Source organism: Streptomyces sp. NPDC007157 (assembly GCF_040634235.1).
Taxonomy (GTDB): Bacteria; Actinomycetota; Actinomycetes; order Streptomycetales; family Streptomycetaceae; genus Streptomyces.
Genome location: NZ_JBEYFE010000053.1, coordinates 1 through 24,239 on the forward strand (window position 1 = coordinate 1; position 24,239 = coordinate 24,239).

Genomic DNA, 24,239 nt, shown 5'->3' on the forward strand with positions numbered 1-24,239 from the left:
TGTCGCACGGCGGAACCAACAAGCCAGCTCAACAGAGCTTTCCGAGCGACATCCAGATGAGAGAGATCTTTGACGTTTCGGTGCGAGACAACAACTCGCCCGCCCTGCTGGGTGGATACCGCGGCGGAGTGCGCCTCCTCACCGGCGGTGGCAGGTCCGGGATCCTGGGCACCCGGCACCGGCTGATGGGGGCACTCACCTCGCTGTTCGACGGCGCGGGCATGCCGGTGGACACCGGCGGACTGCTCGCCGATGCCACAGCGGAAGCCGGGCGCGGCCTTGCCCCTGTGACGGCGGCCGCAGTCCTGGGCGGGATGGGGGCCCGGCTGGGACTGCGGGGTGGATACGGGCTGCTGATCGGCCGCCGCCCGGACCGGGAGCAACTGGCCCGGTGGCGCAGGCCGACCGCAGGCGGCGATCCGGCGGGCGAAGGTCCCGGTCCCGCAGGCCAGGGCCCGGGGGGCGGCGAGGGTCCCGGGGGCCGGGGACCGTCGGGGAGCGCCGGAGGGCCGGGCGACCGGTTCCGCAACGAACTTGGTCAGATCCTCAACCGCAACACAGGCCAGGTGCTGCACGACCAGAACTCCGACCGGACGCTGCTGTCGACGCGCGCGCACAACCGTCTGGTGCGATACCGCGGCTACCGCATCCTCAACCGGAGCGGCCGGGCTGCGTACGGGGCAACCTGGGGGCTGCCAGCCACCGTCCGGCAGGGACGGGAGAGCCAGTCGCGGTTCACCCAGGATGCCCGCCAGCAGCTGAGGGTCTGGGGCAACACCCTCGGCGAGGACGGCCGGGTCTATCCCGAGACCGCCCGGCACATCGCCCGGACCCTTCGGGAACACGCGGACGACCGTGGCGGTGCCGTCCCGTTCGCCCGCCGCCTGTCCACGCCCGCCACACCGGCGCCGACAGGCGGACAGGCCTCCCCGCGATCGGGCCGCTCCAGTCCCCTCCCGGCGCCGGCAGGCACTCCGGTAGCACCGCCGCCGCAGCAGCCCGGCGGACCCGCTGCTTCCGGGGCCGACGCGCGGCAGTCGGGTACACAGGGGCCCCCGCCCCGGCCCGTGCCCGCAACTCCCCGGCGCCCCATACCCAACGACCCTGGCCCGCTCCTGCCCGGCAGCCACGGCGTGCGCAGCAGCACCCGCGAGGAGGCACAGAGGAGATTCGAGGACCTACTCCGCAGGACCGCGCCCGAAGCCGAGCGCCGACGCCAGATGCGGGAGCGGCCGCCGCAGGACGGTGGTGAGGAGGAGTGAAGCAGCGCCGGCGCCACCCGGCACGGTGGGCCTGCGTGGTCGTCCTGCTGCTGTTCTCCGCCGTGTGCTGTGCCCTCCCAGCAGGGAACGCGATCAGCGCCTACGTCTCGCTGGAGACAAACACGGACGACGGCGGGATCGCCGGCGGCAGCGTCGCGGACATCCCGCCTCGCATGCTCACCGCCTACACACAGGCCGTCCAGAAGGCCGACAGCTACGTACCCAAGTGCCAGGGCATGCGCTGGCCGATCCTCGCCGGGGTCGCCAAGGTCGAGTCCAACCACGCCATCGGACGCAGCATCGCCGCCAACGGCGACATCCGCCCAAAGATCTACGGGGTACTCCTCAACGGGTCCGGCCAGGGCGGCAACACGGTCGCCGTCGCGGACAGCGACAACGGCCGCTGGGACGGCACAGCCGCCTTGGACCGCGCGGTCGGCCCCTTCCAGTTCCTGCCCTCCACCTGGGGGTCGATCGGCAAAGACGGCAACGGCGACAAGGTCGCCGACCCGCACAACGCCGACGACGCAAGCCTCGGCGCCGCCATCTACCTGTGCGGCAACGGCCGCGACCTCACAAAGCGAGCCCAGCTCACGGCGGCGCTGTACGAGTACAACCACTCCCGCGAATATGTCACCACCGTCATGGAGTGGATCGACCAGTACACCGCGGCCGCCAAAGACGCCGATCTGACCAACATCTCCGGGACGGTCCGCACCGTCCTCGAAGCAGCGCTCTCCCAGCGGGGTGTGCCCTATGCGTGGGGCGGCGGCAACGCGAGCGGCAAGTCGTACGGCATCTGCTGCTCGCCCAGCGGCAAGAGCGGTGGGAGCATCAAGGGCTTCGACTGCTCCGGGCTGACGCTGTACGCGTACGCGAGGGCCGGCATCACCCTGCCGCGCACCGCGGCCGCGCAGGCCGGCGTAGGCCGGCGGATCCCCGCCACCCTCGGGACCGGCGTCCTCAAGCCGGGCGACCTCGTCTTCTTCGCGTACTCCCCCGGACGCGACTCCACGATCTACCACGTCGGCATTTACGTCGGCAGCGGTCAAATGATCAACGCGGCCCGGCCGGGCACCGTCGTACACCTGGACTCGGTGAATGCGATGTCGGGCTTTGCGGGGGGAGCACGCCTGCTGTGACCACTCCCCTCTGCCCGGACGCATTCTGCCTTCCCGCTTCTCATCACCGTGTCCATCACGTTCCTCGACCGGCCACCGCGGCGGGAAGCCCCCGGTCAGCCCTAGCACTCCGGCCAACCCGGACGGGAGCCAGCACAGAACTGGACACGTTCATGAAGATCTCGCCCGGACACAACGGTGAGAAGAAGCAGCGAGGGCCCGGCCGGGCAGCAAAGCGGGGAACCCCCAGTCCACGCTCCCCGCGCTGGCTACTGCTGAGCACTGCCGTGCTCGCCTTCGCCGGCATCGCCCTGCTGGGCCGGCCGCACAGTCGACACACACCGGCCCCGCCGACGTCGTCGACTGCACAACCCATCCGGCATTCCGCTGGTACGCGGGCTGCCGCAGAGACACCACACCCACGCACGATGCCCGGCACGCCGACACCGTCGGCCCCCGAGTCCGCTCCTCCACCCCACGGCGAGGGGGTGGCGGGCGACGAGGGTGCCCAACGTTCTCTGGAGAAGGCCTGGCCGTCCGACCTTCCCGTCGACGACGCCCGCCAGTTGCTCACCGCCGGTCGGGCGCTGCTGCGTGCGGACGCCACCGGAGTCGGCCGGACACAGTGGCCAGAGGTTTTCCCCAGCCCAGGCCAGGCCGTAGCCCCGGCGTTCGCGAGCGCTCGCTTTCGCATCCAGGCCGCGATCGCCCGCCGAGACGGCAGCCCCGGCAAGGCCGTGGTCCATCTGGTGTGGGCTGGCACAGACCGTGGCGGCACCTTCACCGACCTGCGCATCACCGACTGGCACTTCACCCGCACGACGACGAAGAAGGGAGCAGCGACGTGGATCCCACAGCCCCGAATCTGACGGGCCAGACCGATCCGACAGCTGCTGGTCAAGCACTCGGGCTGGTCATCGGCCTGGCCGACGCCATCGACTGGCTCTACGACCACTGGTACCTGCTCGCCCTAACCATCACCCTTGTCTGGGGCGCGGGCGAGATGGCGGCCCGCTGGCTCGCGGCGCGGGCCTCAACCCAGCGGATGGCCCTGGAGCTCATCGCCTCCCGGCACTTCGACCCGAGCCTGGAAGAGATCTTCCGACGCGGGGTCCAGCTCTCCCGCGCGTCCACGTCCATGCCGTGGTGGGCGCCGCGCCGGTCCAAGGCCGTGCAGATCCGGCTGCGTGCGGACGGCAGTGCACCGCTGCGCTACCGCATCGAGGGCCCTGCAGGCGGTCAACGCCTCTTGTCGATCACCCCGTTCGGCCCGGACGTCACGGTCCGTCGAGCCCAGCCGATCGCCGACAAGAAGCGCAAGCACACCGTGCGGGCCGAGTTCATCCTGCGGGGCAAGCCCACAGCCCCGCTGCGCGAGGTCCCGCTGGACCCCGATCCGCTCCAGCCACTCGTCGACGCCGTGTCCGACCTACGCGCCGAACTCGGCGACCTCGCCGAGATCCGTCTCGGCATCCAACGCGCCCCGAAGTGGGTCCTGCGGGCACGCCGGATGCAACTCATGGGAGCCGCGCGCCATACGGAACGCCGCGAAGCCCAGCGGGCGGCTCGCTGGCTGCGACAGGACGCCGCCGGCATCGAGGACTCCCTGGCCTGGCAGCTGCGTCAACTCCTGAGCGACAAGCTGCCTTCCTCTGGCCGGCGGCTGGTGATGCCGCCGGTACCGCGCCGCGTGGATCCCGCTGTGGCCTTGGGCAAGCTGGCTGAGGACGACCACCTGGTCCGCGTCCAGCTGCTGGTGATGTGCGCCTCGGACACCGAGGGCCGCGCGCACGCCCGACTGGCTCAACTCCAGGCTGCCTTCGATGTGTTCGGCGGCCAGTCACGGTGGGCGATGCGCGGTTGGAGGCTAGGGCCGTGGCGGGTCGGCGCCGACCGGTGGCCTACCCGGCGCGGTTTCGAGCGCCGCTGGAATCTGGGGCACTGCCAGCCGCCCCATCCGAACTGGGTGCGGCTGGAGGAGCTGACCGGTCTGCTCAAGCCGCCCACCGTGCACTGCCGTCTGCCGGTACTCGCCGGTGACCTGCCAACCTTCGAGTTCGGCAACCCCGACTTGCTGCTCCAGGGCATCTACCGGGGCCCGGACGGCCGACAGCGGCTGGTCGCCACCCATGCTGAGGAGACATTGTTCGAAGTCGGCGTCGGCAAGGCCGGCGGCGGCAAGACGGAAAGAGCCCTGGCGCAGGCGATCGGCTGGGCGCACGCGGGCGGAGGACTCGTCTTCGTCGACCCACACCGCGACTCGTGGCCGCGGGCCACGCCGTTCCTCGCCCACGACAGCCTGATGCCGCGGATCGCGCTGGTCGACCTCAACGGTCTCGGCCCCACCCCGCGGGTGAGCTTGGGAAACAGCGTCGTGCCCGCTCGCAGAACTGCTCGACCTCCATGATGTCCGGCTAGTCACCGTTGGTCCGACAGTGACGAGTGTTGACGAGTGTCCCTGGCGGCGCTTAGACGTCCAGAATCACCAGGTCAGAGGACATGCGCCTTGGGGTGTGCTAGGCGTCGTGCCGGCTTGTGCCGCACCATCTGCTCACGCCGAAAGCGATCCGAGGTACTCCTCGCCCGCTTCCGTGATCCGTATGGCGTTGTCGCCCATCGAGCGGTTGGCGAATCCCTGACGGCGCAGACCTGTGAAGTGACCATTCATGTCCCGGGTCGGTATGGCGTCTCCGAGCTTATCGGTGAGCCAAGCGGCCTCCGTGTTTTGGAGGGCTTCGACACCGAGGACTTTGGCCAGTTTGAGGGCCCACAGGAGCTTGTCTCGCTTCAGCTTGATTCGGTGGTAGGGAATGACCTCATCAAGCGTTGTGGGTATGTGGTCGAGGTCGGTGAATGCCTCCGGTACGGGGACAGCGCGCGGCTTTCTCCTCGCGCCCCCTCGCGATGCGGAACCTGCACTGGCGGGCTTGCCAACACGCTTGAGGCGAAGGCCGTCGAAGCCATTCTCGATCACGTTCTGGGCCGCCTGTGACAGGTAGAAATCGCCCTTGACCTCCCTTTCATGAATCCAGCCACCCTGCACGGCTCTGTCGAAGTCGCGGGTGAAGTGTGCCGGGATGCGCTCACGCGCCCGCTGAAAGAGCCTGCGCACATCACTCTGAGTAAAGGTCTCGTGACCTTCCTCTTGCAGCAGGTACGAGGCGAAGGCCGTCATCTTCTCCGGGTTGGTTCTCGCGCCGGAGAGCTCGAGAGCTTGGCGTGGACCCTCGACGGACTGCCGCGGGTGAGACTCGTCCCGCACTGGGACTTCGATGGGGGCCTCTTCCGCCTCTGGGGCGATTGCCGGGGGGAGAGCAGGGCGCTCGGGGCTGGAAGCTGGATGCACCAGGTCCGGCGGAGCCTGCAGGATGCTGATCACCTGGGCTCCTTGGGCCACACTTATGTCCTGTTGGAACGTGATGCGCCCACTGAGCTCCAATCGGACTTCTTGGTATATATCGGTCATATAAGAACGGTAGCTCTCGGCACCGTCATGGCAAAGAGTTGGTCGAGAGTTGATGCCTCTTGGACGGGATAAGGCTGCCTGCAGGCGCGATGCGGGGAGGCTTCGGCGGCGAAGGGGTCTTGCTCCCGAAACGCAGGGGCCGAGGCCAGTGCTCACGTATCGTCTTCGGGGTGACTGATGCGACCGCGGCCGACCGGACTGATATCGCCGGCAACGTCCTCACCGAGCTGGCCGCCGCTTTCGGGATCGGAGAGGTGCGGGAACGCCGCTACCTCACCGACGGGCTGATGAACGTGAACTGGAAGGTCGACACTTCACTCGGGGCATTCGCCCTCAAGCGGGTCACCGACGTGTCGCTTGACCGGCTGAGCCGCAACCTCGGCGTGCTTGTGACGCTCGCCGGCGACGGCGTCCCGGTGAGTGCTCCTGTCGCCACCGCTGCCGGTTCGCTGGTCGCGGAGGTGGGCGGCGGCGTCTGGTGCCTGTTTCCATGGTCGACCGGCACTCACGTCCGGGGTATTGACCTCAGCCTGTCTCAGGTGGCCTCGCTGGGCGCTCACCTGGGGCGTCTGCACGTAAGCCTGGGCCGGGCCTGCGGACGAGGCTTGCTGCCCGCCGTGCCCGACGTAGTCACGGCGGAGTTCACGTCGCCGGAGCGGGCTGTTGAGAAGTCCCACCGGCTGTCCGCGGCAGTGGCCGACAAGGGGGGCGGCAGCGCCTTCGACGAGGCGGCCGCCGCAGCTCTCGACCGTCGTCGGGCGCTGATCACCGAGCACGCCCTCCGCCGACCGCAGCACTCGACCCCTGAAGGTGCGCACGGGTGGACGCACGGTGACGTCCAGTACCGGAACCTTCTGTGGGAGGACGAGGAGCTTGCCGCCGTCTTGGACTGGGACCGGGTCGGCGTGCGGCCGTATGCGGAAGAGGTTGTTCGGACGGCGCAGGTGCAATTCGGAGTGGATGGGGTGTTCGACCTCGCGCGTGTCTCTGCGTTCGTCGGCGGGTACCGCTCTGTGATGCCGCTGGAGAATGCCGCGCTCGCGGACGGTGTTCGCAGGCTGTGGTGGAAGCGGATGACGGATTTCTGGCAGCTGGAGTTCCACTACGACCGCGGTGACTTCTCCTGCGACGAGCTGTTCACCGCGGATGAGGCGTTGCTGCACTGGTGGACGGACCGGCTCGATCAGGTCGAGGAAGCGTTCGCGGCCGGATAGATCCCGAGAAATTCGAGTTCCGGCAGACGCGGCCGGGTGAAGCGTGCGGCGCGCTGCCGGGCCAGTTCTCCGAGGGCGTGGTGGTCGGCCGTGCGGATGGCGTCCGCCCACGCCTGTGTTCCTGCCGTGTGGGGCAGGACGATTCCGGTCTGGCCGATGGCTTCGGGGATGCCGCCGCGGTCTGAGCCGATGCTTGGCGTCCCGTGCAGCGCGGCTTCGATGATCACTCGGGGGAATGCGTCCTCCACCGTGGACGGCACCAGCAGAAGGCAGTGACTGCGGTAGAGGGGACTCATGTCGTAGACGCGGGGGACGAAGGTCACGTTGGGGTACGCGGTGAACTGGTCTGCAGTGTTCCACCAGCCTTCGACCAGGGTGAAGTGCTGTTCCGGCATAGCGCGGATGAGCTGGTGCAGGAGGTCGGAGCCCTTCGCGGGGATTGGGTTGACCATGAGCGCTGACCTGGTCCGCGTCATGTGGAGGCTCGGCCGAGGTGGTGCGAACGTCGGGTGGAGGACGGCGAGATAAGTTCCGTCGGTCTGTGGTGCTCGTCGGCGGACGAATTCGGAGACGGCCAGACCATAGTGCGGGTGGCCGGCGAGGACACCCAGTCCGGTCTTCGACACGGAGTGCAGGATGCCCGCTACGAGTGCAGTCGGTCGGGCCTGTGCGGCGAGCTCGGCCGCGCCCTCCTGTGAGGCGAACACGACGTCGGGTCGCAGCCCGGACAGCAGGCTGTGGAGGGCGGACGAGATCAGGCTCTGCGGTACGGCGATGGAGTCCACGCCGTTCCACCGGTAGCGCAGCTCGCCCTGCGTCTCCTCATAGGGGGCGTCGTGGGCGTCGAGGAAGGCGCATAGCTGGGAGAGCTGCTGCCCGGCTTGCTCCCACGGCGCTTGGTGGGAGCCGAGGTAAACGGTCCGCCAGCCGGCTGCAGCGAATTCCTCGGCGAGCAGTTGTTGGGTGACTTCGGCCCCGCCGATGAGGAGCGGGGGCGGAGTACGCCGCCAAGCGAAGAGGACAGTGGGCATCGGCCGGTCACCTCGCCCAGAACATGACGAGGGATTCCACCACGTGCGCGACGTCGGCGGGGTCGGTGTCGGCCCGGAGGACGATGACCTCCCGTGACACCGGTGGTCGTGCTCTGGAGACGAAGTAGTTCCGGGCATGGGTGAGGAATGCCGGATGGTGGAGGAAGTAGTCAGATTCCGTTGCCGTGTGCCCGGCCAGTTTGCGGCGCAGGTTCAGCGCTTCGGCGGGTACGTCGAGGTAGAGGGTGTGGTCGGGACGTAGGAATGGAAGTTCCTGGAGGCGGTCGCGGAGTTGGTCGTGGACGTCGTAGCCGTACAGGGCGTCGAGGGCGTGAGCGTGCGCCAGGAGCGTGTCGACGGAACGGTCGAGGACGGCCACGGGTTTGGTGCTAGCGAGGGCCGCTCGGACGCGGGCGTTCTCGATGGCCATGAACTTCGCGAAGGCGGCGAGCTGCGCTGCCGCGGATTCGGTCCGGGCTGGGGGGATGTCGTCGCGGTGGGCGATCTGCTGGACGTAGCAATCCGATACGAATGCCCGCCGCTCGATGCCACGGCTGCGCAGATGCTCTATCGCCGTGGACTTTCCCGCGTACGAGGGCCCTTCGACAGCGATGATCTTCATGGCGTTTCCGTCCGGTAGAAGCGTTCCGCGTAGGTTCCGGTGCCGGCCGGGAGAACAGTGGCGGTGGTCCAGGCGTGTCGGATGGGCCGGTACATCTTCCGGGCCGGGTGCATCTGCGAGCCGTGCATCCACAGGACGGTGGTCTTGTCGAGGATCACGTCGGTGATGTCGACCAGTTCAGTGGTCGGGGTTGGGGCGGTGCGGGCGCGGAAGAGGTGCTGGTCGCATCCGGAGAGCGCGTAGGTGGGCCAGAACGCGAGGTCTTCCCAGAACCATCGGCATCCCAGGCGTACGGCGGCGTGGTGCACGAGGAGGTGGTCGGGGTGCCGGGTGACGGCGGCCGGGGCGAGGAGTTCGGCGTCGGGATGGGCGGCGATGACTTCGTGGAGTTCGTGGGTGATCTGTTCCAGGCGATCCTGGCTGTAGGGCCGGTACGGCGGTTTGGCGTCCCTGTGGCCGAGCAGGACGCGCTCGGCAGCCAGCGGGGAAAGTGCGGCGGCGCCTTCCCGCTCGCGTAGGCGGGATACGGCGGCCTCGGTGGTGAAGGCGTCCTCCAGAGCCGGATGGACGCTGGTGGACCGGGTGAACACGGTGGCCACGGTGAGGGGACGAGGGTGGGCGAGGAAGGTTCCAGAAGCCGACAGGGCGAAGTCGTCGTGGTGCGGCTCGATCACGAGGACCGGGCGGCCGGCGGGGTGGCGGAGCTCGATGAAGTAGGGGTGGCCGTTATAGGGGGTCATCAGCTCGATGACGTGGTTGTCGTGGGCGCGGTGGCGTTCGACGAGGTGGTCGGTCCACTCCTCGTGGGCGCGGACGAGGTCGTCGGGGAACGTGTAGATCCCTTCCGCGTCCGGCACGGGCAGCGTCACGGGCGTACGGCTCTGGTTCATCGGACCGTGGTCTCGTACCAGTGGCGCCACATGCGCGGGGAACTCAGCCGCAGACGGGCGGTCACAGGGTTCTGCCACCACAGCATCCGGAGGCTGGACCACTGGTCGTAGCGGCGAGTGGAGGGGCGCACGCGCAGCTCGTCCAAGATCGCGACCGGGGCGGCGGTGGCCCGGCCATGTGCGGTCAGACGATTGAAGAAGTCGACGTCCTCGCTCATGAACAGGTCGTCTCGATATCCACCAACCTCGTTGAAAGCTTCCGCAGTTGCGAACTGGGCGACACCCTGCGCGCCACCGTGGGCGGTTCGGTAGTGGTCCCAGTACGCGCACAGCAGCCGTGCCCCGAGTCGCTTGGGGGTGTAGAGGGGCGGGATGGCGCCACCGACGGCGCCTGCGTCCATCGCGGTCGCAGCGGCGGTGATCGCTTCCAGGGGCAGTGCGACGTCGGCGTCAGTGAAGAACAGCCGTCGGCCGCCGGCCATGGCCGCGCCGCTGTTGCGTACCCGCCCGATACTGCGCACGCTCTCGCTGATCACGCGCACGCCGAAGGATGCGGCCACCTCGGCGGTCGTGTCGGTGGAGGCGTTGTCGACCACGATCACCTCCCCTCGCTCGCTGCTGCTCTCCTCCCACCTCGTGAGGGAGGCGAGGACGGTGGGGAGGTAGCGGGGCAGGTACGCGGCTTCGTTGTGGGCGGGGATGACGACGGTCAGGCCGGCGGCTCTGGTCATCGGGGAGTCCTTTCCGTGCGTGGCGTGCGGAAGAGGTGGGGTGTCCGGTGGGGAAGGTCTGCGAGCCGGCTCTGCCACAGCGCTTGGTCCTCGCCGGGAGCGGAATACGCCCAACAGCGGACGGTGATCAAGACCACCCATGCCGACAGACGGGAGCTGTTCAGGACGAGGGGGTAGCTGCCTGTGAGTGCGTCACGGTCCCACGGCGTGTGGGCGGCGGTCATGACGAGGGCGTGGGCGACATCCGACTCCCGCGAGCCGGGGGCGGCGTCGGTGAAGTCGACCAGATGGCGCGTGTCCCGTGGACCGGAGAGGACGACGTTGTCGAAGTGAAGGTCCCCGTGGCACCACACCGTCGGTGCCTTGTCGGGGGTGTCGGCGATCAGGGCGAGCGCCGGAGCGATCTGGTCCATCAGGTCGGCGGGGCAGCGTCGGGTCAGCGATGAGACGAAGTCGACGAACGGGCGTCGCTTGACCGACGGCGAGAGCGGCGCCCGGTGCAGGCGGCCGAGAAGGTCGCCGAGATCCTTGAGTGCCTGGGTGTGCGGGACGCGTCGGGTGCGTACGGCGGTGCCAAGGGTGCAGGTGCCGAGGTCGGACGTGATGAGCGCGGTGGCTCCGTCGGTGGAGGTGGTGCCACAGCCGAGCACCTTCGGGACGGGCACGGCGGCCTCGGCGGCTCGCATCGCCGTGCCTTCGGTGATCGCGTTGCGGCCGGCGGTGGGCGCGTACAGCTTCACGATCACGCTCCGGCCATCTGCCAGTTCCGCCCGGTATACGGCGGTGCGTGAACCCGCCTTCAGCCGTTCCGCGGTCCGGGCGGGTGTGCCCAGCAGGGTGGCGCAGGCACGGGAGAGCATCGGCGGGGGCGTGGTCATCGAAGCCCCGCGGGCTCGGGGTGGGCGGCGCCCAGCGCGCGAGTGTGCCGCAGGGTGCGCCGTAAGAGGGTGCGGTACTCGCGGACGTCGTCCGTGCGCGGGCACGCCGCCTGCCACGGCTTCTCCGGGCCCACGAAGTGGATGACGGGTGCGGCCGGGTCGGGACGCAGGGAGCGGGTGACGACGCGGCGCACCCAGTTGCCGCGTTCCAGGAACCGGCCGACTTCGAAACGGTTGTAGCCGGCGTCGACCGGGCGGACGCGGCCGGCGTGCAGGATCCACAGGTTCAGGGCGTCCTGGTCGTTGTAGAGGATGTGCCGACGCTGCCGGACCAGCGCACGCTCGACGCCGCCGCGGATGCGAGGCAGGTCCCCGGTGTGAGCCCAGAGCAGACCTGCGTTGTAGTAGCGGCGGCCCTTGAAGTGCGGCCAACGTTCCGCGGCGCCGGGCAGAGCCGGGCACTCGCCGACGGCGGGGTTGAACTCATCCGCCACCGCACCGAGTTCACCAGACTTGAGCGTGTTGAGCGGGGCCGTCAGGTCACCGCGGACAAGGGTGTCCGCATCCACATAGATCAGGTAAGGGCGGCGAACGAACCCTGCCGTGAACTCGAACCGCAGATAGGTGGTGACCGTGATGTACGAGGCGTCGGCCATCCGCGAGACGCGCAGCGGGGAGCGGTGTGCGAGGTCGAAGGAGCCGAAGCCGGCCCGCTTGGCGAGATCGGAGAGGAGCAGCGCGTGGGCCGGCGTGAGGTCGAGGGTGAGGACGCGCAGCGCCGCGTCTCGGCGGGCGTGGGGGGCGAGGCTGTCCGCCAAGCCGGTGATCACGGCGAGGCCGGGGGTGAGGTAGTGCCGGTCGATGCAGAGGCCGAACGCGTACATGGCGGGTCCGCCTTCCGTTCGTGGAGTGGGAGCGTCGTGCAAACAGCCGGGCCGGTGGCCCGCTCTCTGCCAGGACTCTGCGGCTGGGAGAGCCGTTCAAGGGGAGTGCAGTCGTTGGCAGAGAGCGGGAGTTCAGGGGGATGACGGGATGGCGGAGACCGCGACGCCGATCACGAAGCCGCAGGACGCGGAGATGATCACGATCAGGAGCGGTCCTGTGAAACGGGCCAGCCAGTCCACGGCACGCCCCATCACGCCCGCCTCTCGGTATGCCGGGTCCACGGGATCATCGGCTGATCTCCCCACCCGCGGCGACGGTCAACGCGACGGTGAGGTCGCAGGCTGCCGTGTATGCAAGGCCGTCAGCCGGATCGCTCACCCAACGCAGCAGCCCGTCCTCCCAGCCTTGCGGAGCCAGCACGACCCATGACCCCTCGCCGAGCGCGTGCGTCTGGTCCTGCTGCCATCTCTTTGCGGTGCCGGGTGGAGTGAGGAAGTACGCCTGACCACTGCCCTGGTCGTGCAGCACCGGCCCCACGGGAGTGCCGGAGGCTTCGAGGAACCGCACCGCGCGTAAGCCGATGTCCGCCCCGACACGGATGGCGTCCCAGTCTTGGCCGGCCGCGAACAGCGTCGGCTGGCTCAGACGTCTCGCCCAGGTCACCCGGGGCAGGCGGGACTGATGTGAGTGCAGGGCCATGGCTCTCCTCCGCCGCTGAATTCCGGTAGCCCGAACCCTCGGGGTCGGTCACCAGCGAGGTTCAGGCACTCACCAAGCGTCACGGGCGGTGGGCAACTGCGGTATGACCAGCGGGTGTTACCGAGGCGGGAATACACTCGTTCCCTGCTCGTACGAAGCTTGATCGCGCCTACGATCGCACCGGAAGTTGGCCCCATGGACGCCACCACCCCCGGCCCGCTCGCTCCCGACCTCCTCGAACGCGAGGACGTCCGGCGAGCCCTGGCAGAGCACGACTTCGCAGCCGCTTTTGCCCTGATCAAGAAGTACGGCGGCCTGTCCCAGAACCGTATTGCCTCCGCCTGCCACCTCACGCCGGGCAAGGTGTCCACGATCATCAGCGGTCAGCAGCAGGTCACGAGCTTCGAGGTCGTCTGCCGAATCGCCGACGGGCTCCGGATTCCCGGCCACCTGCTCGGACTCGCCCCGCGTTCTTGGGAGACCCGGACGGTCCAGGAGACTCTTGCAGCAGAGCCGGAAGGCGAGCGGCCAGATACTGATGAGGTCCCCTGGCGGCCGGAGGCCACCGTGGACCTGGCCGCACATCTGACGAGGAGCGATCTCGTGATGGACCGACGCGCGGCGACCCGCGCCCTGGCCGGGGCCGCCATCACCGGCGCCGCCCTGCTCGACCCGCTGGAGGGCTGGCTCCAGCCGACGGCCTCCACCGCACGGCCGCACCGCCGAGGCCGACTCGGTGTACGGGAGGTCGAGGAACTGGAGTCCACCGCTCGTGCCTTCCGTGCCTGGGACCACAAGTACGGCGGTGGCCTGCGCCGCAAGGCGGTCCTGGGCCAGCTCAGTGAGGTCGCCGCTCATCTCGACGAATACCAGGTACCCAAGGTCGAACGGCGCCTGCACCAGGTCATGGCCCAACTGGCAGGCACAGCGGCCACCATGGCCTGGGACACCGGCCTCCAGCGCCGAGCCCAGAATTACTATCTCCTGGCCCTGCGTGCCTCCCACGCCGGCGGCGACATGGTCTTCGGCGCCAACGTCCTCGCTGGCATGGCCCGCCAGATGCTCTACCGGGAGCAGCCCCAAGATGCCCTCGAACTGATCCGCCTGGCCCAGGACGGAGCCCGATCGGTTGCCGGCCCCAGAGTGCGCGCCATGCTCCACACCCGCGAGGCATGGGCGTACGCGGCGATGGGCCGCACCGCCGCCTTCCACCGCGCCACCACCCAGGCGACCGAGGCGCTGACAGATGCCAAGTCGGCCGAAGAGCCATACTGGATCGCCTACTTCAACGAGGCAGAACTCGCCGGCACCACCGGCGGCAGACTCCTCGAACTCGCCCGCCAGAACCCAAAGAAACACGCCGAAGCCGCAGCCCGAGAGATCCGCCACGCCCTCGCCCGGCGCGGTCCCGAAGCCGGCCGCAGCCATGCCCTCGACCGCATCGGCCTGGCCCAGTGCCACTTTCTGCTCGGCGACCTGACCGGCGCCGTGGCGGAGACTCACCGAGCGGTGGACGCGGCGAGCGGGACACGCTCGAACAGGGTCCGTGCCCAGCTGGGCGAGCTGTACCCGTACACCGTGGGCAACAGCGCGGCCCGGCCCGTGCGTGAGGCTCGCGATGGGATCCGCGACCTGCTGTCGACCTGAGAAGGAGAACGACGACTGTGACGACCATCGCGGTGACCGGGCACATGGACCTGACCGAGGACAGCATCCCTCTGGTCCGCACCGCCCTGGACGACCTGCTCAAGCAGTACGCCGAGGATGGCAACCTCGTCGGCGTCTCCTGCATCGCCAAGGGCGCCGACTCCCTCTTCGCCGAAGCCGTCCTTGCCGCCGGCGGACGCCTGACCGTCGTCATCCCCTCCCAGGACTACCGCCAGAACAAGGTCAAGCCCGACCACGCCGCCCTCTTCGACCACCTCGTCGAAGCCGCCGGGGAAGTCCTCGTCCTCCCCCACGAGACGGCCAACCGGCACGCGTACGAGGCCGCCAACGCCGTCCTCATCGAACGCGCGGACCGGCTTGTGGCCGTATGGAACGGCGAACCGCCCGCCGGTAAGGGCGGCGGCACCGCCGATACCGTCCTGGAAGCACAAGCGGCGGGCGTCCCCGTAGACGTTGTCTGGCCGGACGGGGCAGTTCGCAGGGCCTGAGTTCCAGGAGCCTGAGGTCGGCGGACACGATCAGCGTCGCCGTCCCTTGAACTCCGGTGAGAACGGAACTGAGGGGAGAATCGGGCTCGGGCGTTGCGCGGGGTGGAGGGTGCTGGCTGCCTGAGCCCGCGGCCCGGGCGGGTGGCGCTCGCCAAGGCGGCGGATACGCCAGGTCAGTGCGCGGGTGGGGCTGTGGGCGTCGTCCAGAGTGCGCTGGCTGAGGGCCTGGTCGAGGACAGTGGCGACGTTGTGGCCAGCGGCCTCGGCTTCGGCGAGCACGGTGGTGAGGGCGCCCCAGGCGGGGTCGGTGAGAATGCGCTGGGCGTGCTCGGGCATCGCGCGCCGCAGGTGGTAGGCGTAGCGGTACCTGGTCTGGTGGCTGGGTGTCCGATCGGCGAGGTCGGCCAGGACCGGTTCGGCGATCTGCTCGTATGCGGCCGCCATCGTCCAGGCGGTGGCCACCGCCCACGGCGGCACCGTGCACGCCGAGAACACCGAGCACGGGGTCTGCGTCGTCCTCGCCCTGCCCTGTTGACCGGCACACAGGTTCGGTGGCCGCGTACGGTGGGGGCATGGCGCCGCCTCTTCCGGGCCCGCTGGCCCACCTGGCCCCACTGCTCACCCACTACGGCTATTGGGCCGTCGGCGGTGTCGTCCTCGTGGAGGACTTCGGCGTCCCCGCGCCGGGAGAGACCATCCTGATCGCCGCCGGGATCTACGCGGGGGCAGGAGATCTGAACATCGTGGCCGTGGCGGTCATCGCGTTCGCTGCCGCCGTCGTCGGGGACAACATCGGCTATCTGATCGGCCACACCGGCGGACGGGCCTTCGTACACCGTTGGGGCCGCTACGTGTTCGTGACGCCGAAGCGGTTCCAGGCCGCCGAGGAGTTCTTCACCCGCCACGGCGGCAAGATCGTCACCGTCGCCCGTTTCGTCGAGGGACTGCGCCAGGTCAACGGCATCATCGCGGGCACCAGCGGCATGCCCTGGCGTCGCTTCCTCGTCTTCAACTCCCTCGGTGCCGCGCTGTGGGTCGGCCTGTGGGCAAGCCTGGCCTATGTGGCGGGCACCCACATCACCGCGATCTACGACGAGATCAGCCGCTACCAGCTCTACGCGCTCATCGCCCTCGGCGCCCTGGTCGCCGCACTCGTCCTGCGGCACGTACTGCGCCGCCGGCACCAGGACTGAGCAGGGGGCTGTTCACGTCTCGGGTTCGGATACGGCCGACACCCGGCGACGGCGCACGAGCGCGACCACTGTGCCCAGCCCGATCAGGGCCGCCAGTGCCCCGTAGTCGTAGGTGAGTGTGGCGAGCGAGGCGACGGCAGCGACGAGCAGCGGGCCGCCCGCGTCGCCGAGTTCGCGGCCGAGTTCGGCGGCGCCCATGGTCTGGCCGAGGCGCTCCGCAGGCGTGCTCGCCGCCAGTACGGCGAAGCCCAGCGGGGTGATCAGCCCCGTACCGGCGCCGGTCAGAACGGCGGCGGAGGAGGATGTCGGCGAGCAGTTGGTCGAGCTGTACGAGGGCGCTGGTGACGCCATGGGTCCATGGCCAGTGGTGAGCGAGGCGGAGGATCTGGCGGCGGCCGGTGGTGACGAGCTGGCCGGCCGAGCTGAACGCAGGTCGAGTGCGATCTGGACGATCTCCAGCCATACCCTGTTTTGTGCGGTGTCGTGCAGGGGCAGGTTCCGCAGGCCGGTCGCGCGGGCAGCCCTGACGCGGTCCTCGGCTGCCACGTTCCGGGCCTGGGCGGCCAGAGCCCGGGCAGCGTCCCGCTCCTCAACTTCGGTCATCACCAGCATGGTCTGCCCGGTGGCCTGGGCGGACGTGCCAGTGAGGTGAGACGGGCCTGAAGGGTCTGCCCGCCGCGGTCATTGGTGGACGGCAGGGACTTCCCGCTGCGGCATGCCGCTTTGCCGGGGTGGGTGAGGGCGCAGTCCGGCAGACGCAGCGCCTGAAGGCGTCTGGCCCAGTCTCCGCCATAAGCGGCAGCGAATGATGAGTAGTCGACACCCAGGTCAGCCGTGCCGCCGGTGCGGGGTGCGGTGACGGCCAGGGCAACACCCTTGATGCCGAGAGCCTGCGTCTGCGCGCGGCTCAGCACCCGCACTTCCAGGGCCTGTGCCTTCGCCTTCGGATAGGGCCTATTCGAGTCGGCTATCCGGCCGTGGCCGCGGCGGGGGCCCTGAGCAGCAGCTGAAGCGCGACGGCGGCGGTCAGGGCGAGGTCAGCGTGGCCGCGGGTTTGCGGCTAGCCTGATGGAAGCCCTGGCAGAAGCGGTCTGCACCCGACCGGTCGGGTGACCGCAGGGCCGAGGCGGCGGTCGGCGCGGAGGTAGTTCCATGCCCGAGGGTGACGTGCTTCTCCTCCTCGACGAGGAGGGCCGGGTGACTGAATGGGGGCCTGCCGCGAAAAGACTGTTCGGGTGGTCCGCCCTAGAGGCCGTCGGCCGGCCCATGACCGCGCTCCTGCACCGGGCCGCCGCGAACGACGGGCCGCAGCGCGACGGGCTGCCGGACACCACCGCCCTCGTGGTCAAGCCGGCGCTGCGCGGCCGTTCGGTGGTCTGGCAGGTGCTCGCGGCAGGGGGCAGACGGGCGCCGCGGGACACCGCGGTCCTGACAGCACTGTTCACCCACCCCGGGGTGGAACTGCAGGTCTACGACGACCAGCTCCGCGCCGTGCGCGTGAGCGCCCCGGACGGCGAGCTCAGCAGCACACCGGCGGCCCATGTTGTGGGCATGCCTTTCCCACAGGCCTGCGGCTGCGCGTTCCCGCAGGAAGAGGCCGCCGTGGCACGCGGCGTGCTCGCCACCGGAGAGCCCGCGCTAAACCGGTTCGTCCCCAGTGCCGAGACATCAGCCCGGCTCGGCCGCCGCATCCGCTCGGTCTCCTACTTCCGGCTGGAAGACCCCGGCGGTGCGGTGGCGGGGCTGCTGGCCTGCGCCACCGATGTCACCGAACAGGAAAGGGCGCGCAAGAGCCTGGCCCTGCTGGAGACCGTGCGCACGGGGATGGGGCACCGGATGAACGTCATGGACGCCTGCCAGGAACTCGTCGACGCCGTGGTGCCCGCCTTCGCGGACGCCGCCGTCGTCGAAATGGTGGAAGGCGTGGTGCGCGGAGAGGATCCTCCCCTGGCACCGGTCGACCCGGATGTCCTGCTCTGCCAGGGGGCCGTCCACGGGCGGATCGCTTTGCCACCCGAAGCGGTGCGCGCCCTGCCAGCCGGCGCGGTGTACGCGCGCGTACTGGCCGCCCTTCAGCCGCGCCTCGTACTCCTCGGCAAGGGCAGTACGCCGCCGGCCGACGACTCGGCCGGAGCCCCGAGCGCCGGGGAGGACGACGACTGCTCCTTGATCGTGGCACCGCTGGTCCTGGGCGACCGGATCCTGGGCCTGGCCAGCTTCTACCGTCACGGGCACGACGACACCTTCGCCGGGGACGACCTCGCGGTGACGTCCGCCGTGTGTGCGCACGCAGCACTGTGCATCGACAGGGCCAGCCTGTTCATGCGGGAGTGGATCGTCATGTCCACCGTCCAGCGCCGGCTCCTTCCCGGGCAGCTGACCGACCAGCCCACCGTGCAGATCTGCACTCTGCACATCCCGGGTGCCGAAGGCGGCGGCGCCTGGTGCGACACGATCGCGCTGCCTGGCGCACGCACCGCCCTCGTCGTCGGCGACATCGCGGGACAAGGCATTCCCGCGGCCATCACCATGGGACTGCTGCGCACGGCCATCCACACGCTGGCCGCCCTGGACCTCCAGCCCGACGAACTGCTGGCCCGCCTGAGCGACACCGCGGCCCGTCTCGTCTCCGCACGAGCCGCGCTTCCGCCCCTGGACCCGCTCGCCCGTGAGCCGCTCACCGCGGGCTGCACCGTCGCGATCTACGACCCGGTCGATCTCACCTGCACCGTCGCGTGCGGTGGCCTCCGCGAGCCGGTCGCGATCTTTCCCGACGGCACGTCGTCCACGTTGCCCGTCCCCCCGGGTCCCGCACTCGCCGCACCGGACACGGCCCCCTTCCCCGCGGCCACGGTCCGCCTGCCCGCGGGAAGCACGCTCGCACTGGGGACCGCCGAGCTCGCCGACCAGGTCCTGGCCCCGTCAGGTCCGCTGCGCCCGCTCCTGCGCAGGGCCGCAGCCAGTACGCTGCCGGACCTGCGCGACACCATCGAGCAGGCGTACCTGCGAGGCGATCGCCCGAACGAGACACTGCTGCTGCTCGCCCGCGCCCAGGCGCTGCCCGACGACCGGGTCATGACCCAGTCGCTGCCGGCGGGCCCCGAAGCCGCGCCGATCGCCCGCAGGGCCGCCCGCCGCCAACTGGCGGCCTGGGCCGTCGACGACGAGACGGCCTACACCACCGAACTCATCGTCGGTGAACTCGTCGGCAACGCCACCCGCTACGGCACCGCGCCCCTGCAACTGCGTCTCATCCTGGACCGGATGCTGACCTGCGAGGTCAGCGACGCCGCACCCAGCGCTCCGCATGTGCAGCACGCCCGCACCGTCGACGAATCCGGGCGGGGACTGTTCATCATCGCGAGTCTCGCCGAACAGTGGGGCACCCGCTACACCGTCGACGGAAAGATCGTCTGGGCGGAGCAGCCGACCGGGACGACCCTGGTCACCCTCTGACGGGAGCCGCGGAGCCGCTCAGCTTGTCCAGCCTTCCAAGCACGCGTCGGAGCTGGTCATTCGTAAGATCGGCGGACCCAGGGGTTCTGGGCATGGCTGTGAGCTTGTCGCCGTTGGATGGCTCAAAGACTTGGTCACCCGGAGCCCCGCGACGACTCGACCGCCACTGAGCTTGTAGGCGTGGTGTCGTAGGGGACGCACCGTGATCGTTGCGGTATGCCGGAAGCATGAGGTATCCGCAGGGTGGCGGTCTGACCGCGGAGAGACAGGTTTTCCGCGAGCGGATCCGGATGGAAGCGGCTGGCATGTTCGCCGACGATCTCGGCAATGCGGAGATCGCGAAGGAGTTACGTGTCAGCGTCCGTTCGGTTCAGCGCTGGCGGCGCTCCTAGCAGGACAGCGGCCAGTCCGCTCTGCTTACACGAGGGCCGGCCTGCCGTCCGAAGCTGAGCGAAGACCTGTTGGGGATCCTCGAGCAGGAGCTGGCCAAAGGACCGGTCGCCCACGGGTGGCCGGATCAGAGATGGACCCTGGCACGGATCAAAACGCTCATCGGCCGAAGGTTCCGCAAGACCATGACCCTGTCGGGCATCTCCCAGATGCTGCGACGGAACGGCTGGAGCCATCAGGTTCCCGCCCGGCGTGCACTCGAGCGTGACGAGGACGCGGTGGCCGGCTGGGTGAAGGAGACCTGGCCACAGGCGGAAGCACATTCAGGGGTGGCCTCCGTAGACGGTCCGTCTACCGATTGCCATGACCCCCATGGAAGCCCAAAACGGTGGTGCAGTCGCGCACACAAGCTGGACACTCGATGAGCCAACCCCGGCCACCACATCAAGACCGCAGGTCACACTGTGCGACGGGAGAGATCCACCAACTTAGACGGTTGCTGAGCCAACGGCAGGGCCATTCGTGCACAGGCCCCGGCTGCTGGGAGTCTGTTCCCTGGAGGCCCTTATGCCACTCCAATGGACTGTACGCCAACAGGCCGTGGCGGAAAGAACCACCCGAATCTCAGATCGCACACCAGGGCGGACCGCCATTCCTCCCCGCGATCACTTCGGATTCGACACGTCAGCAGCAGGGCGGCGGCCGCCAAGGCCGCCGCCCCCGTTCAGGGAGCCCTGATGGCCCACAACAACTCCCGGGCAGGCGAGTCCGCGCCCGGCACGCCTGTCGTGGGCACGGACTCGCCCTCCGGGTCCGGCCCGGCCCGGTTCGGCATGCCGCACGCCCTTGTGGTTCTTGGTTTCCTCGCGGCCGCCGTCGTCCTGCGCCTGGTCTCCGCCATGAGCGTGCGCGACACCATTGCGCTCTTGGCAGGGGCGGGCGGGCTCGGCGTCGCCGTACTGCTCGCCACTTCCCTGCCGCGCGGAAGCGGAAGCCGCGGCCTGCTGCGGCGCCTGCTCAGCGCAGCCTTCCCGCCCGGTCCAGGCAACTGAAGGACCCGGCTGGCGACCACGGCCCGCCCGGAGACACCCGTCGACCACACCGTGCCCGAACTGGGCGCGCTCGCCGAGCACCTGCGCGGCCTGCGCCGCGCAGCGGGCGTGACCTACACAGAACTTGCCCTGCGCACGCCCTACTCGGCCGCCCACCTCAAGCGGGCGGCCAGCGGGAAGTCCCTACCGTCCCTCAACCTGGTGACCGCATACGCGACCGCATGCGCGGGGAAGCCCGGGTTCCACCTCAGCGCAGGCGGTGTATCTGCACAGCACGGCCGAGGCGGCCATCAAGCAGGTAACGCAGAAGGCGAGCCGGTCCACCGTCCTGCCCAAGCCCCAGCTCGCCAGGGACATCGCCGATCTCAGCGGCGCGTTGCGTGACGCCTGGGCTCGGGCGGGCCGGCCCTCAACACGGGCGATGGAGAAGGAGTCAGGCGGGCAGCTGCCGCGCAGCACCGCCAACGTCATCGCCAACGGCCACACTCTCCCCAGAGACTTCAGGCAGTACGTCGCCTTCTTGCGGGTGTGCGGCCTCGACGGCCAGGCGCTGGCGCCCTGGTTCCGGGCCTGGTTCAAAATCATCGGCAGGCCGGGCGTCCCCGCCGTGGCCGTCATGCTGAAGTCCCTCGGCTCATGCGTCTACGCCCGGAGGGCCTACCTCGACGTGTACCTGGAGGACGGGCTCATCTCCGACGAAGAGCGCAAATACCTGACGGGCATCGACCAACACGGCGCGGGATATACCGAGGTGCACGGCGACATGGACAGGTGGATCCAGCAGCTGGACTCCTACACGCACGCGGTACTCCCGTGGATCGACGCGAAACGGTACGTGCACGGCCCCGCACACCAACGCTCTCGTGCAGCCCAAACCTTCCGCAGCTACCAGTCGATGGATCGGACATCGGATGGCAAAAAGCTCCTGATGCTGATAGATGCGCTAAAGGGTGTTGCACAAGCCTGCGTCCGGGCAGGTTAGAGCCCCTGAATGGGGATGTCCGTTCATACGGCGAGGGCGAGGTTGTGCATGTGGGCGACCGCCTGAACCGCGTGATGGAGACCGTCGCCGCGCTGGCGGCAGTCGCGAAGGATCTTGTAGTTCTTCATCCGGCCGATGACGTGCTCGACCCGCGCACGGACCTTGCGGTGCTCGGCGTTGTCGTCCTCCTCGGCCTGGAGCAGGGCCCGTCCCGGGCGTTTGCGGTGCGGCACCGCCATCCCGCAGTTGAGATAGGCACCGTCACCCAGCACGGTTACACCCTCGCAGTGCCGGCTCAGCCCGGATGCCCGCCAGGCGTGGGCGTCCGCGGTGGTCCCCGGCACCGGCCGCGCGGCCGCGATCACCAGCCGGGTGTCGGCGTCCACGATGACCTGCACGTTTGCCGAGAACCGGTAGTTGCGGCTGGAGGCCGCCACACTGCGGTCCCGCAGCGGGATCAGGGTGCCGTCCACGATCCACATCCGGTCTGCGGCATCCGTCGGACGCCTGACGGGCTCGATGGTGAGCAGGGGGCCCAGCCGCTGGATGACCCGGCACGCGGTAGACGAGGAGACACCGAACAGCGGACCGAGCTGCCGCATGGTCAGGTTCGTGCGGTAGTACACCGCGACCAGAAGCACCCGCTCGCCCAGTGGCAGCGACCACGGCCGGCCCCGCAGGGTGCCGTTGCCGCCTCGCTCCCGTACCACCTTCAACAGGCCCGAGAACTGCGTCAACCGCAGCCCCGTGAACGTCTCCACCCACAACCGATCAGCCCTCAACACCCCACCCATACAAGGGAGATGTCCAGATCAGAGAGTTGTGCAACACCCTTTAGAAGAGGCCGGTGCGCATGTACTGCGTGAGGTTCTCGAGGATCTCGCGCAGCCATCGGCTGCGGACGGCCGGCAGCCGGACCAGGGTGTGCTCGAAGGTTCTCGGGTCGGCCCGGAACAGGTGATGGGGACGCGGCGTGGGCGGGTCGTCGCGGAGAACGCCGTCGGGCATGGTGCCCGAGGCGGGGAGGGGTAGGTGTGGCTCGGGGAAGGCCAGCCACATCCACACTCCGAACGGCAGTGGCACCGGGTATGCCGATGTGGCCGGGCCGGCCGGGCTCCAGGGCTCCCCGGTCTGCGGGTGGGTCGGCAGGAGGAGTATGTCGGCATCCCCGTCGGGGGCGGGCAGTCCCGGTCCGGCAAGGAAGGCGCGCCGCGCCTGCGGGCCCGCAGGCAGCAGGGCATCGAGGGCGCGTTGGAACACTTCCGCGGTCAGGCCGTGCGGCGCCGTCACCGGCCGGCCATCGGAAGCTGCCAGCAGGTGAGCCAGTGCCCGGCCGGCTGCCGCCTCCCACTGCGGGCTCCATGACCACCAGTGGTCCAGCCCGAGCAGCGAACCCCATCCGGTGATCGGCGCAACCGGGGGTGTGCCCTTCCCCTCCACCAACAGTTCCGCCCAGGAGGGCGTCGCGGTGCCGGCGTTGTCGACGGGGACGCGGCGCACGGCGTCCGGCGCGAGCCAGACCGCCTGCCAGAGTGAACAGTCGTCGATCCGGGTCGCCACAGGCAGGCCGCACGCCTCGCAGGCCATATTGGGGCCGTCACCCCAGCCGAGGCCGCAGCAGTAGCCGTCGCCTTTCTCCGGGATGAGCGCGGTGCCACGGGTATCCCCAGGTGCGATGACGATCATGCCGGGCGCGCCCTCGGACAAGGCGTAGACCGGCGCGTAGATGCCGCGGGCCGCCGCCTCGTCCGGATCGATCTTTTCCCATCTCCGCCACGGCGGCCCCCAGGGCTCCGGATCCACGGCGAACGTGCCCGACTCCATGAGCACGGGGAGCTGAATCCCGTTCCCGTACTTCTGATGGGCGTGGACCGGCAGCGCGACCTGGGACAGCGGGACGGTCAGCCCGGCGCCGCACCCTGCACACACGAAAACGAACAAACGTCCTCCGCTAGAGAAACAGAGGGCATCGTCGCAGCTCCGCAGCGGACCGGCCAACGTGTTTTCATCCGCTGCGAGGCCGAGCACCGCCACGGCGTGAAGCGTCACCGTTCGAATCCTCAACGCGCCTGGTGCCTCCCGAAGTGGTGGACATCTGCTGTCCGTTCTCGGGCTTTGGCTCAACTTCCGTGGTCTGAGCACGGTGAGTGACGATGCGGCGGTGCTGTCGGCGTCGGGAAGTTGCCCGGATTTCGCCAGCGGCCGGGGCGT

General features: G+C 69.5%; 22 protein-coding genes and 3 pseudogenes. 13 read left to right on the top strand and 12 right to left on the bottom strand.

The window, feature by feature from the left end; genetic code table 11:
- Window positions 1-56: 56 nt before the first annotated feature.
- The 4 genes and pseudogenes from ABZ642_RS45430 to ABZ642_RS45445 all read left to right on the top strand — a co-directional run.
- A complete protein-coding gene (locus tag ABZ642_RS45430) occupies window positions 57-1,262 on the top strand; it encodes a hypothetical protein (protein ID WP_360497312.1) in 1,206 nt (401 codons plus the stop codon).
- Window positions 1,259-2,404: a bifunctional lytic transglycosylase/C40 family peptidase gene (locus ABZ642_RS45435; RefSeq protein WP_360497315.1), complete on the top strand. Its 1,146-nt coding sequence runs from the start codon at window positions 1,259-1,261 to the stop codon at window positions 2,402-2,404. Before ABZ642_RS45430 ends, ABZ642_RS45435 begins: the two co-directional genes overlap by 4 nt.
- Before the next feature lie 407 nt (window positions 2,405-2,811).
- On the top strand, window positions 2,812-3,252 hold the full coding sequence (locus ABZ642_RS45440) for a hypothetical protein (RefSeq protein WP_360497318.1): 441 nt from the start codon (window positions 2,812-2,814) through the stop codon (window positions 3,250-3,252).
- Window positions 3,228-4,742, top strand: a pseudogene (locus ABZ642_RS45445) (ATP/GTP-binding protein); the annotation flags it as partial. The gene ABZ642_RS45440 and the pseudogene ABZ642_RS45445, both read left to right, overlap by 25 nt.
- 192 nt (window positions 4,743-4,934) lie before the next feature.
- Here the strand turns inward: ABZ642_RS45445 and ABZ642_RS45450 are convergent.
- Complete coding sequence (locus ABZ642_RS45450) at window positions 4,935-5,762, bottom strand: hypothetical protein (protein WP_360497321.1); 828 nt, start codon at window positions 5,760-5,762, stop codon at window positions 4,935-4,937.
- 257 nt (window positions 5,763-6,019) lie between these two features.
- Here ABZ642_RS45450 and ABZ642_RS45455 point away from each other — a divergent pair, with 257 nt between their 5' ends.
- Window positions 6,020-7,063 carry a phosphotransferase gene (locus tag ABZ642_RS45455; protein WP_360497324.1) on the top strand — a complete coding sequence of 348 codons (1,044 nt, stop codon included), beginning with the start codon at window positions 6,020-6,022 and terminating at the stop codon, window positions 7,061-7,063.
- Here ABZ642_RS45455 and ABZ642_RS45460 read toward each other — a convergent pair.
- The 7 genes from ABZ642_RS45460 to ABZ642_RS45490 form a co-directional block, all read right to left on the bottom strand.
- Window positions 7,033-8,094: a glycosyltransferase family 4 protein gene (locus ABZ642_RS45460; protein ID WP_360497327.1), complete on the bottom strand. Its 1,062-nt coding sequence runs from the start codon at window positions 8,092-8,094 to the stop codon at window positions 7,033-7,035. The genes ABZ642_RS45455 and ABZ642_RS45460 overlap by 31 nt on opposite strands.
- Window positions 8,095-8,101: 7 nt before the next feature.
- Window positions 8,102-8,716, bottom strand: a complete 615-nt coding sequence (locus tag ABZ642_RS45465) for a hypothetical protein (RefSeq protein ID WP_360497330.1) — start codon at window positions 8,714-8,716, stop codon at window positions 8,102-8,104.
- Window positions 8,713-9,606, bottom strand: coding sequence for a PIG-L family deacetylase (locus tag ABZ642_RS45470; RefSeq protein ID WP_360497333.1), 894 nt, complete (start codon window positions 9,604-9,606; stop codon window positions 8,713-8,715). The genes ABZ642_RS45465 and ABZ642_RS45470 overlap by 4 nt, the downstream gene beginning before the upstream one ends.
- Window positions 9,603-10,337, bottom strand: coding sequence for a glycosyltransferase (locus tag ABZ642_RS45475; RefSeq protein ID WP_360497335.1), 735 nt, complete (start codon window positions 10,335-10,337; stop codon window positions 9,603-9,605). The genes ABZ642_RS45470 and ABZ642_RS45475 overlap by 4 nt, the downstream gene beginning before the upstream one ends.
- Window positions 10,334-11,215, bottom strand: coding sequence for a phosphotransferase (locus ABZ642_RS45480; RefSeq protein ID WP_360497338.1), 882 nt, complete (start codon window positions 11,213-11,215; stop codon window positions 10,334-10,336). Before ABZ642_RS45480 ends, ABZ642_RS45475 begins: the two co-directional genes overlap by 4 nt.
- Window positions 11,212-12,099, bottom strand: a complete 888-nt coding sequence (locus ABZ642_RS45485; protein ID WP_360497340.1) for a glycosyltransferase — start codon at window positions 12,097-12,099, stop codon at window positions 11,212-11,214. The genes ABZ642_RS45480 and ABZ642_RS45485 overlap by 4 nt, the downstream gene beginning before the upstream one ends.
- Window positions 12,100-12,385: 286 nt before the next feature.
- Window positions 12,386-12,799 carry a hypothetical protein gene (locus ABZ642_RS45490; protein WP_360497343.1) on the bottom strand — a complete coding sequence of 138 codons (414 nt, stop codon included), beginning with the start codon at window positions 12,797-12,799 and terminating at the stop codon, window positions 12,386-12,388.
- A gap of 195 nt (window positions 12,800-12,994) precedes the next feature.
- Here ABZ642_RS45490 and ABZ642_RS45495 point away from each other — a divergent pair, with 195 nt between their 5' ends.
- Both ABZ642_RS45495 and ABZ642_RS45500 read left to right on the top strand, forming a co-directional pair.
- Window positions 12,995-14,446 (top strand): helix-turn-helix domain-containing protein, encoded by a 1,452-nt coding sequence (locus ABZ642_RS45495; RefSeq protein ID WP_360497346.1) that lies wholly within the window; start codon window positions 12,995-12,997, stop codon window positions 14,444-14,446.
- Between the two features lie 17 nt (window positions 14,447-14,463).
- Window positions 14,464-14,955: a hypothetical protein gene (locus ABZ642_RS45500; protein ID WP_360497349.1), complete on the top strand. Its 492-nt coding sequence runs from the start codon at window positions 14,464-14,466 to the stop codon at window positions 14,953-14,955.
- Between the two features lie 30 nt (window positions 14,956-14,985).
- Here ABZ642_RS45500 and ABZ642_RS45505 read toward each other — a convergent pair.
- Window positions 14,986-15,390 (bottom strand): annotated as a pseudogene (locus ABZ642_RS45505) (mobilization protein); the annotation flags it as partial.
- Between the two features lie 137 nt (window positions 15,391-15,527).
- On the opposite strand from ABZ642_RS45505, the gene ABZ642_RS45510 reads away from it, so the two are divergent.
- On the top strand, window positions 15,528-16,148 hold the full coding sequence (locus ABZ642_RS45510) for a DedA family protein (RefSeq protein ID WP_360497352.1): 621 nt from the start codon (window positions 15,528-15,530) through the stop codon (window positions 16,146-16,148).
- Window positions 16,149-16,160: 12 nt separating this feature from the next.
- On the opposite strand, the gene ABZ642_RS45515 is transcribed toward ABZ642_RS45510, so the two are convergent.
- The gene (locus ABZ642_RS45515; RefSeq protein ID WP_360497372.1) at window positions 16,161-16,751 is read right to left on the bottom strand and encodes a hypothetical protein; all 591 of its coding nucleotides are present in this window, start codon (window positions 16,749-16,751) and stop codon (window positions 16,161-16,163) included.
- A 549-nt stretch (window positions 16,752-17,300) separates the two neighbouring features.
- Between ABZ642_RS45515 and ABZ642_RS45520 the strand changes: the two genes are divergently transcribed.
- The 5 genes and pseudogenes from ABZ642_RS45520 (at window position 17,301) to ABZ642_RS45540 (ending at window position 22,028) form a co-directional block, all read left to right on the top strand.
- Complete coding sequence (locus ABZ642_RS45520; protein ID WP_360497355.1) at window positions 17,301-19,604, top strand: SpoIIE family protein phosphatase; 2,304 nt, start codon at window positions 17,301-17,303, stop codon at window positions 19,602-19,604.
- Window positions 19,605-19,831: 227 nt separating this feature from the next.
- Window positions 19,832-20,419, top strand: a pseudogene (locus ABZ642_RS45525) (winged helix-turn-helix domain-containing protein).
- A 312-nt stretch (window positions 20,420-20,731) separates the two neighbouring features.
- On the top strand, window positions 20,732-21,046 hold the full coding sequence (locus ABZ642_RS45530; protein WP_360497357.1) for a hypothetical protein: 315 nt from the start codon (window positions 20,732-20,734) through the stop codon (window positions 21,044-21,046).
- Between the two features lie 51 nt (window positions 21,047-21,097).
- Window positions 21,098-21,430 (top strand): helix-turn-helix transcriptional regulator, encoded by a 333-nt coding sequence (locus ABZ642_RS45535; protein ID WP_360497360.1) that lies wholly within the window; start codon window positions 21,098-21,100, stop codon window positions 21,428-21,430.
- A gap of 37 nt (window positions 21,431-21,467) precedes the next feature.
- Window positions 21,468-22,028, top strand: a complete 561-nt coding sequence (locus tag ABZ642_RS45540; protein ID WP_360497363.1) for a hypothetical protein — start codon at window positions 21,468-21,470, stop codon at window positions 22,026-22,028.
- A 23-nt stretch (window positions 22,029-22,051) separates the two neighbouring features.
- On the opposite strand, the gene ABZ642_RS45545 is transcribed toward ABZ642_RS45540, so the two are convergent.
- On the bottom strand, window positions 22,052-22,822 hold the full coding sequence (locus tag ABZ642_RS45545) for a transposase family protein (protein ID WP_360497366.1): 771 nt from the start codon (window positions 22,820-22,822) through the stop codon (window positions 22,052-22,054).
- A gap of 40 nt (window positions 22,823-22,862) precedes the next feature.
- A complete protein-coding gene (locus ABZ642_RS45550) occupies window positions 22,863-23,969 on the bottom strand; it encodes a hypothetical protein (protein ID WP_360497369.1) in 1,107 nt (368 codons plus the stop codon).
- Between the last annotated feature and the right edge of the window lie 270 nt (window positions 23,970-24,239).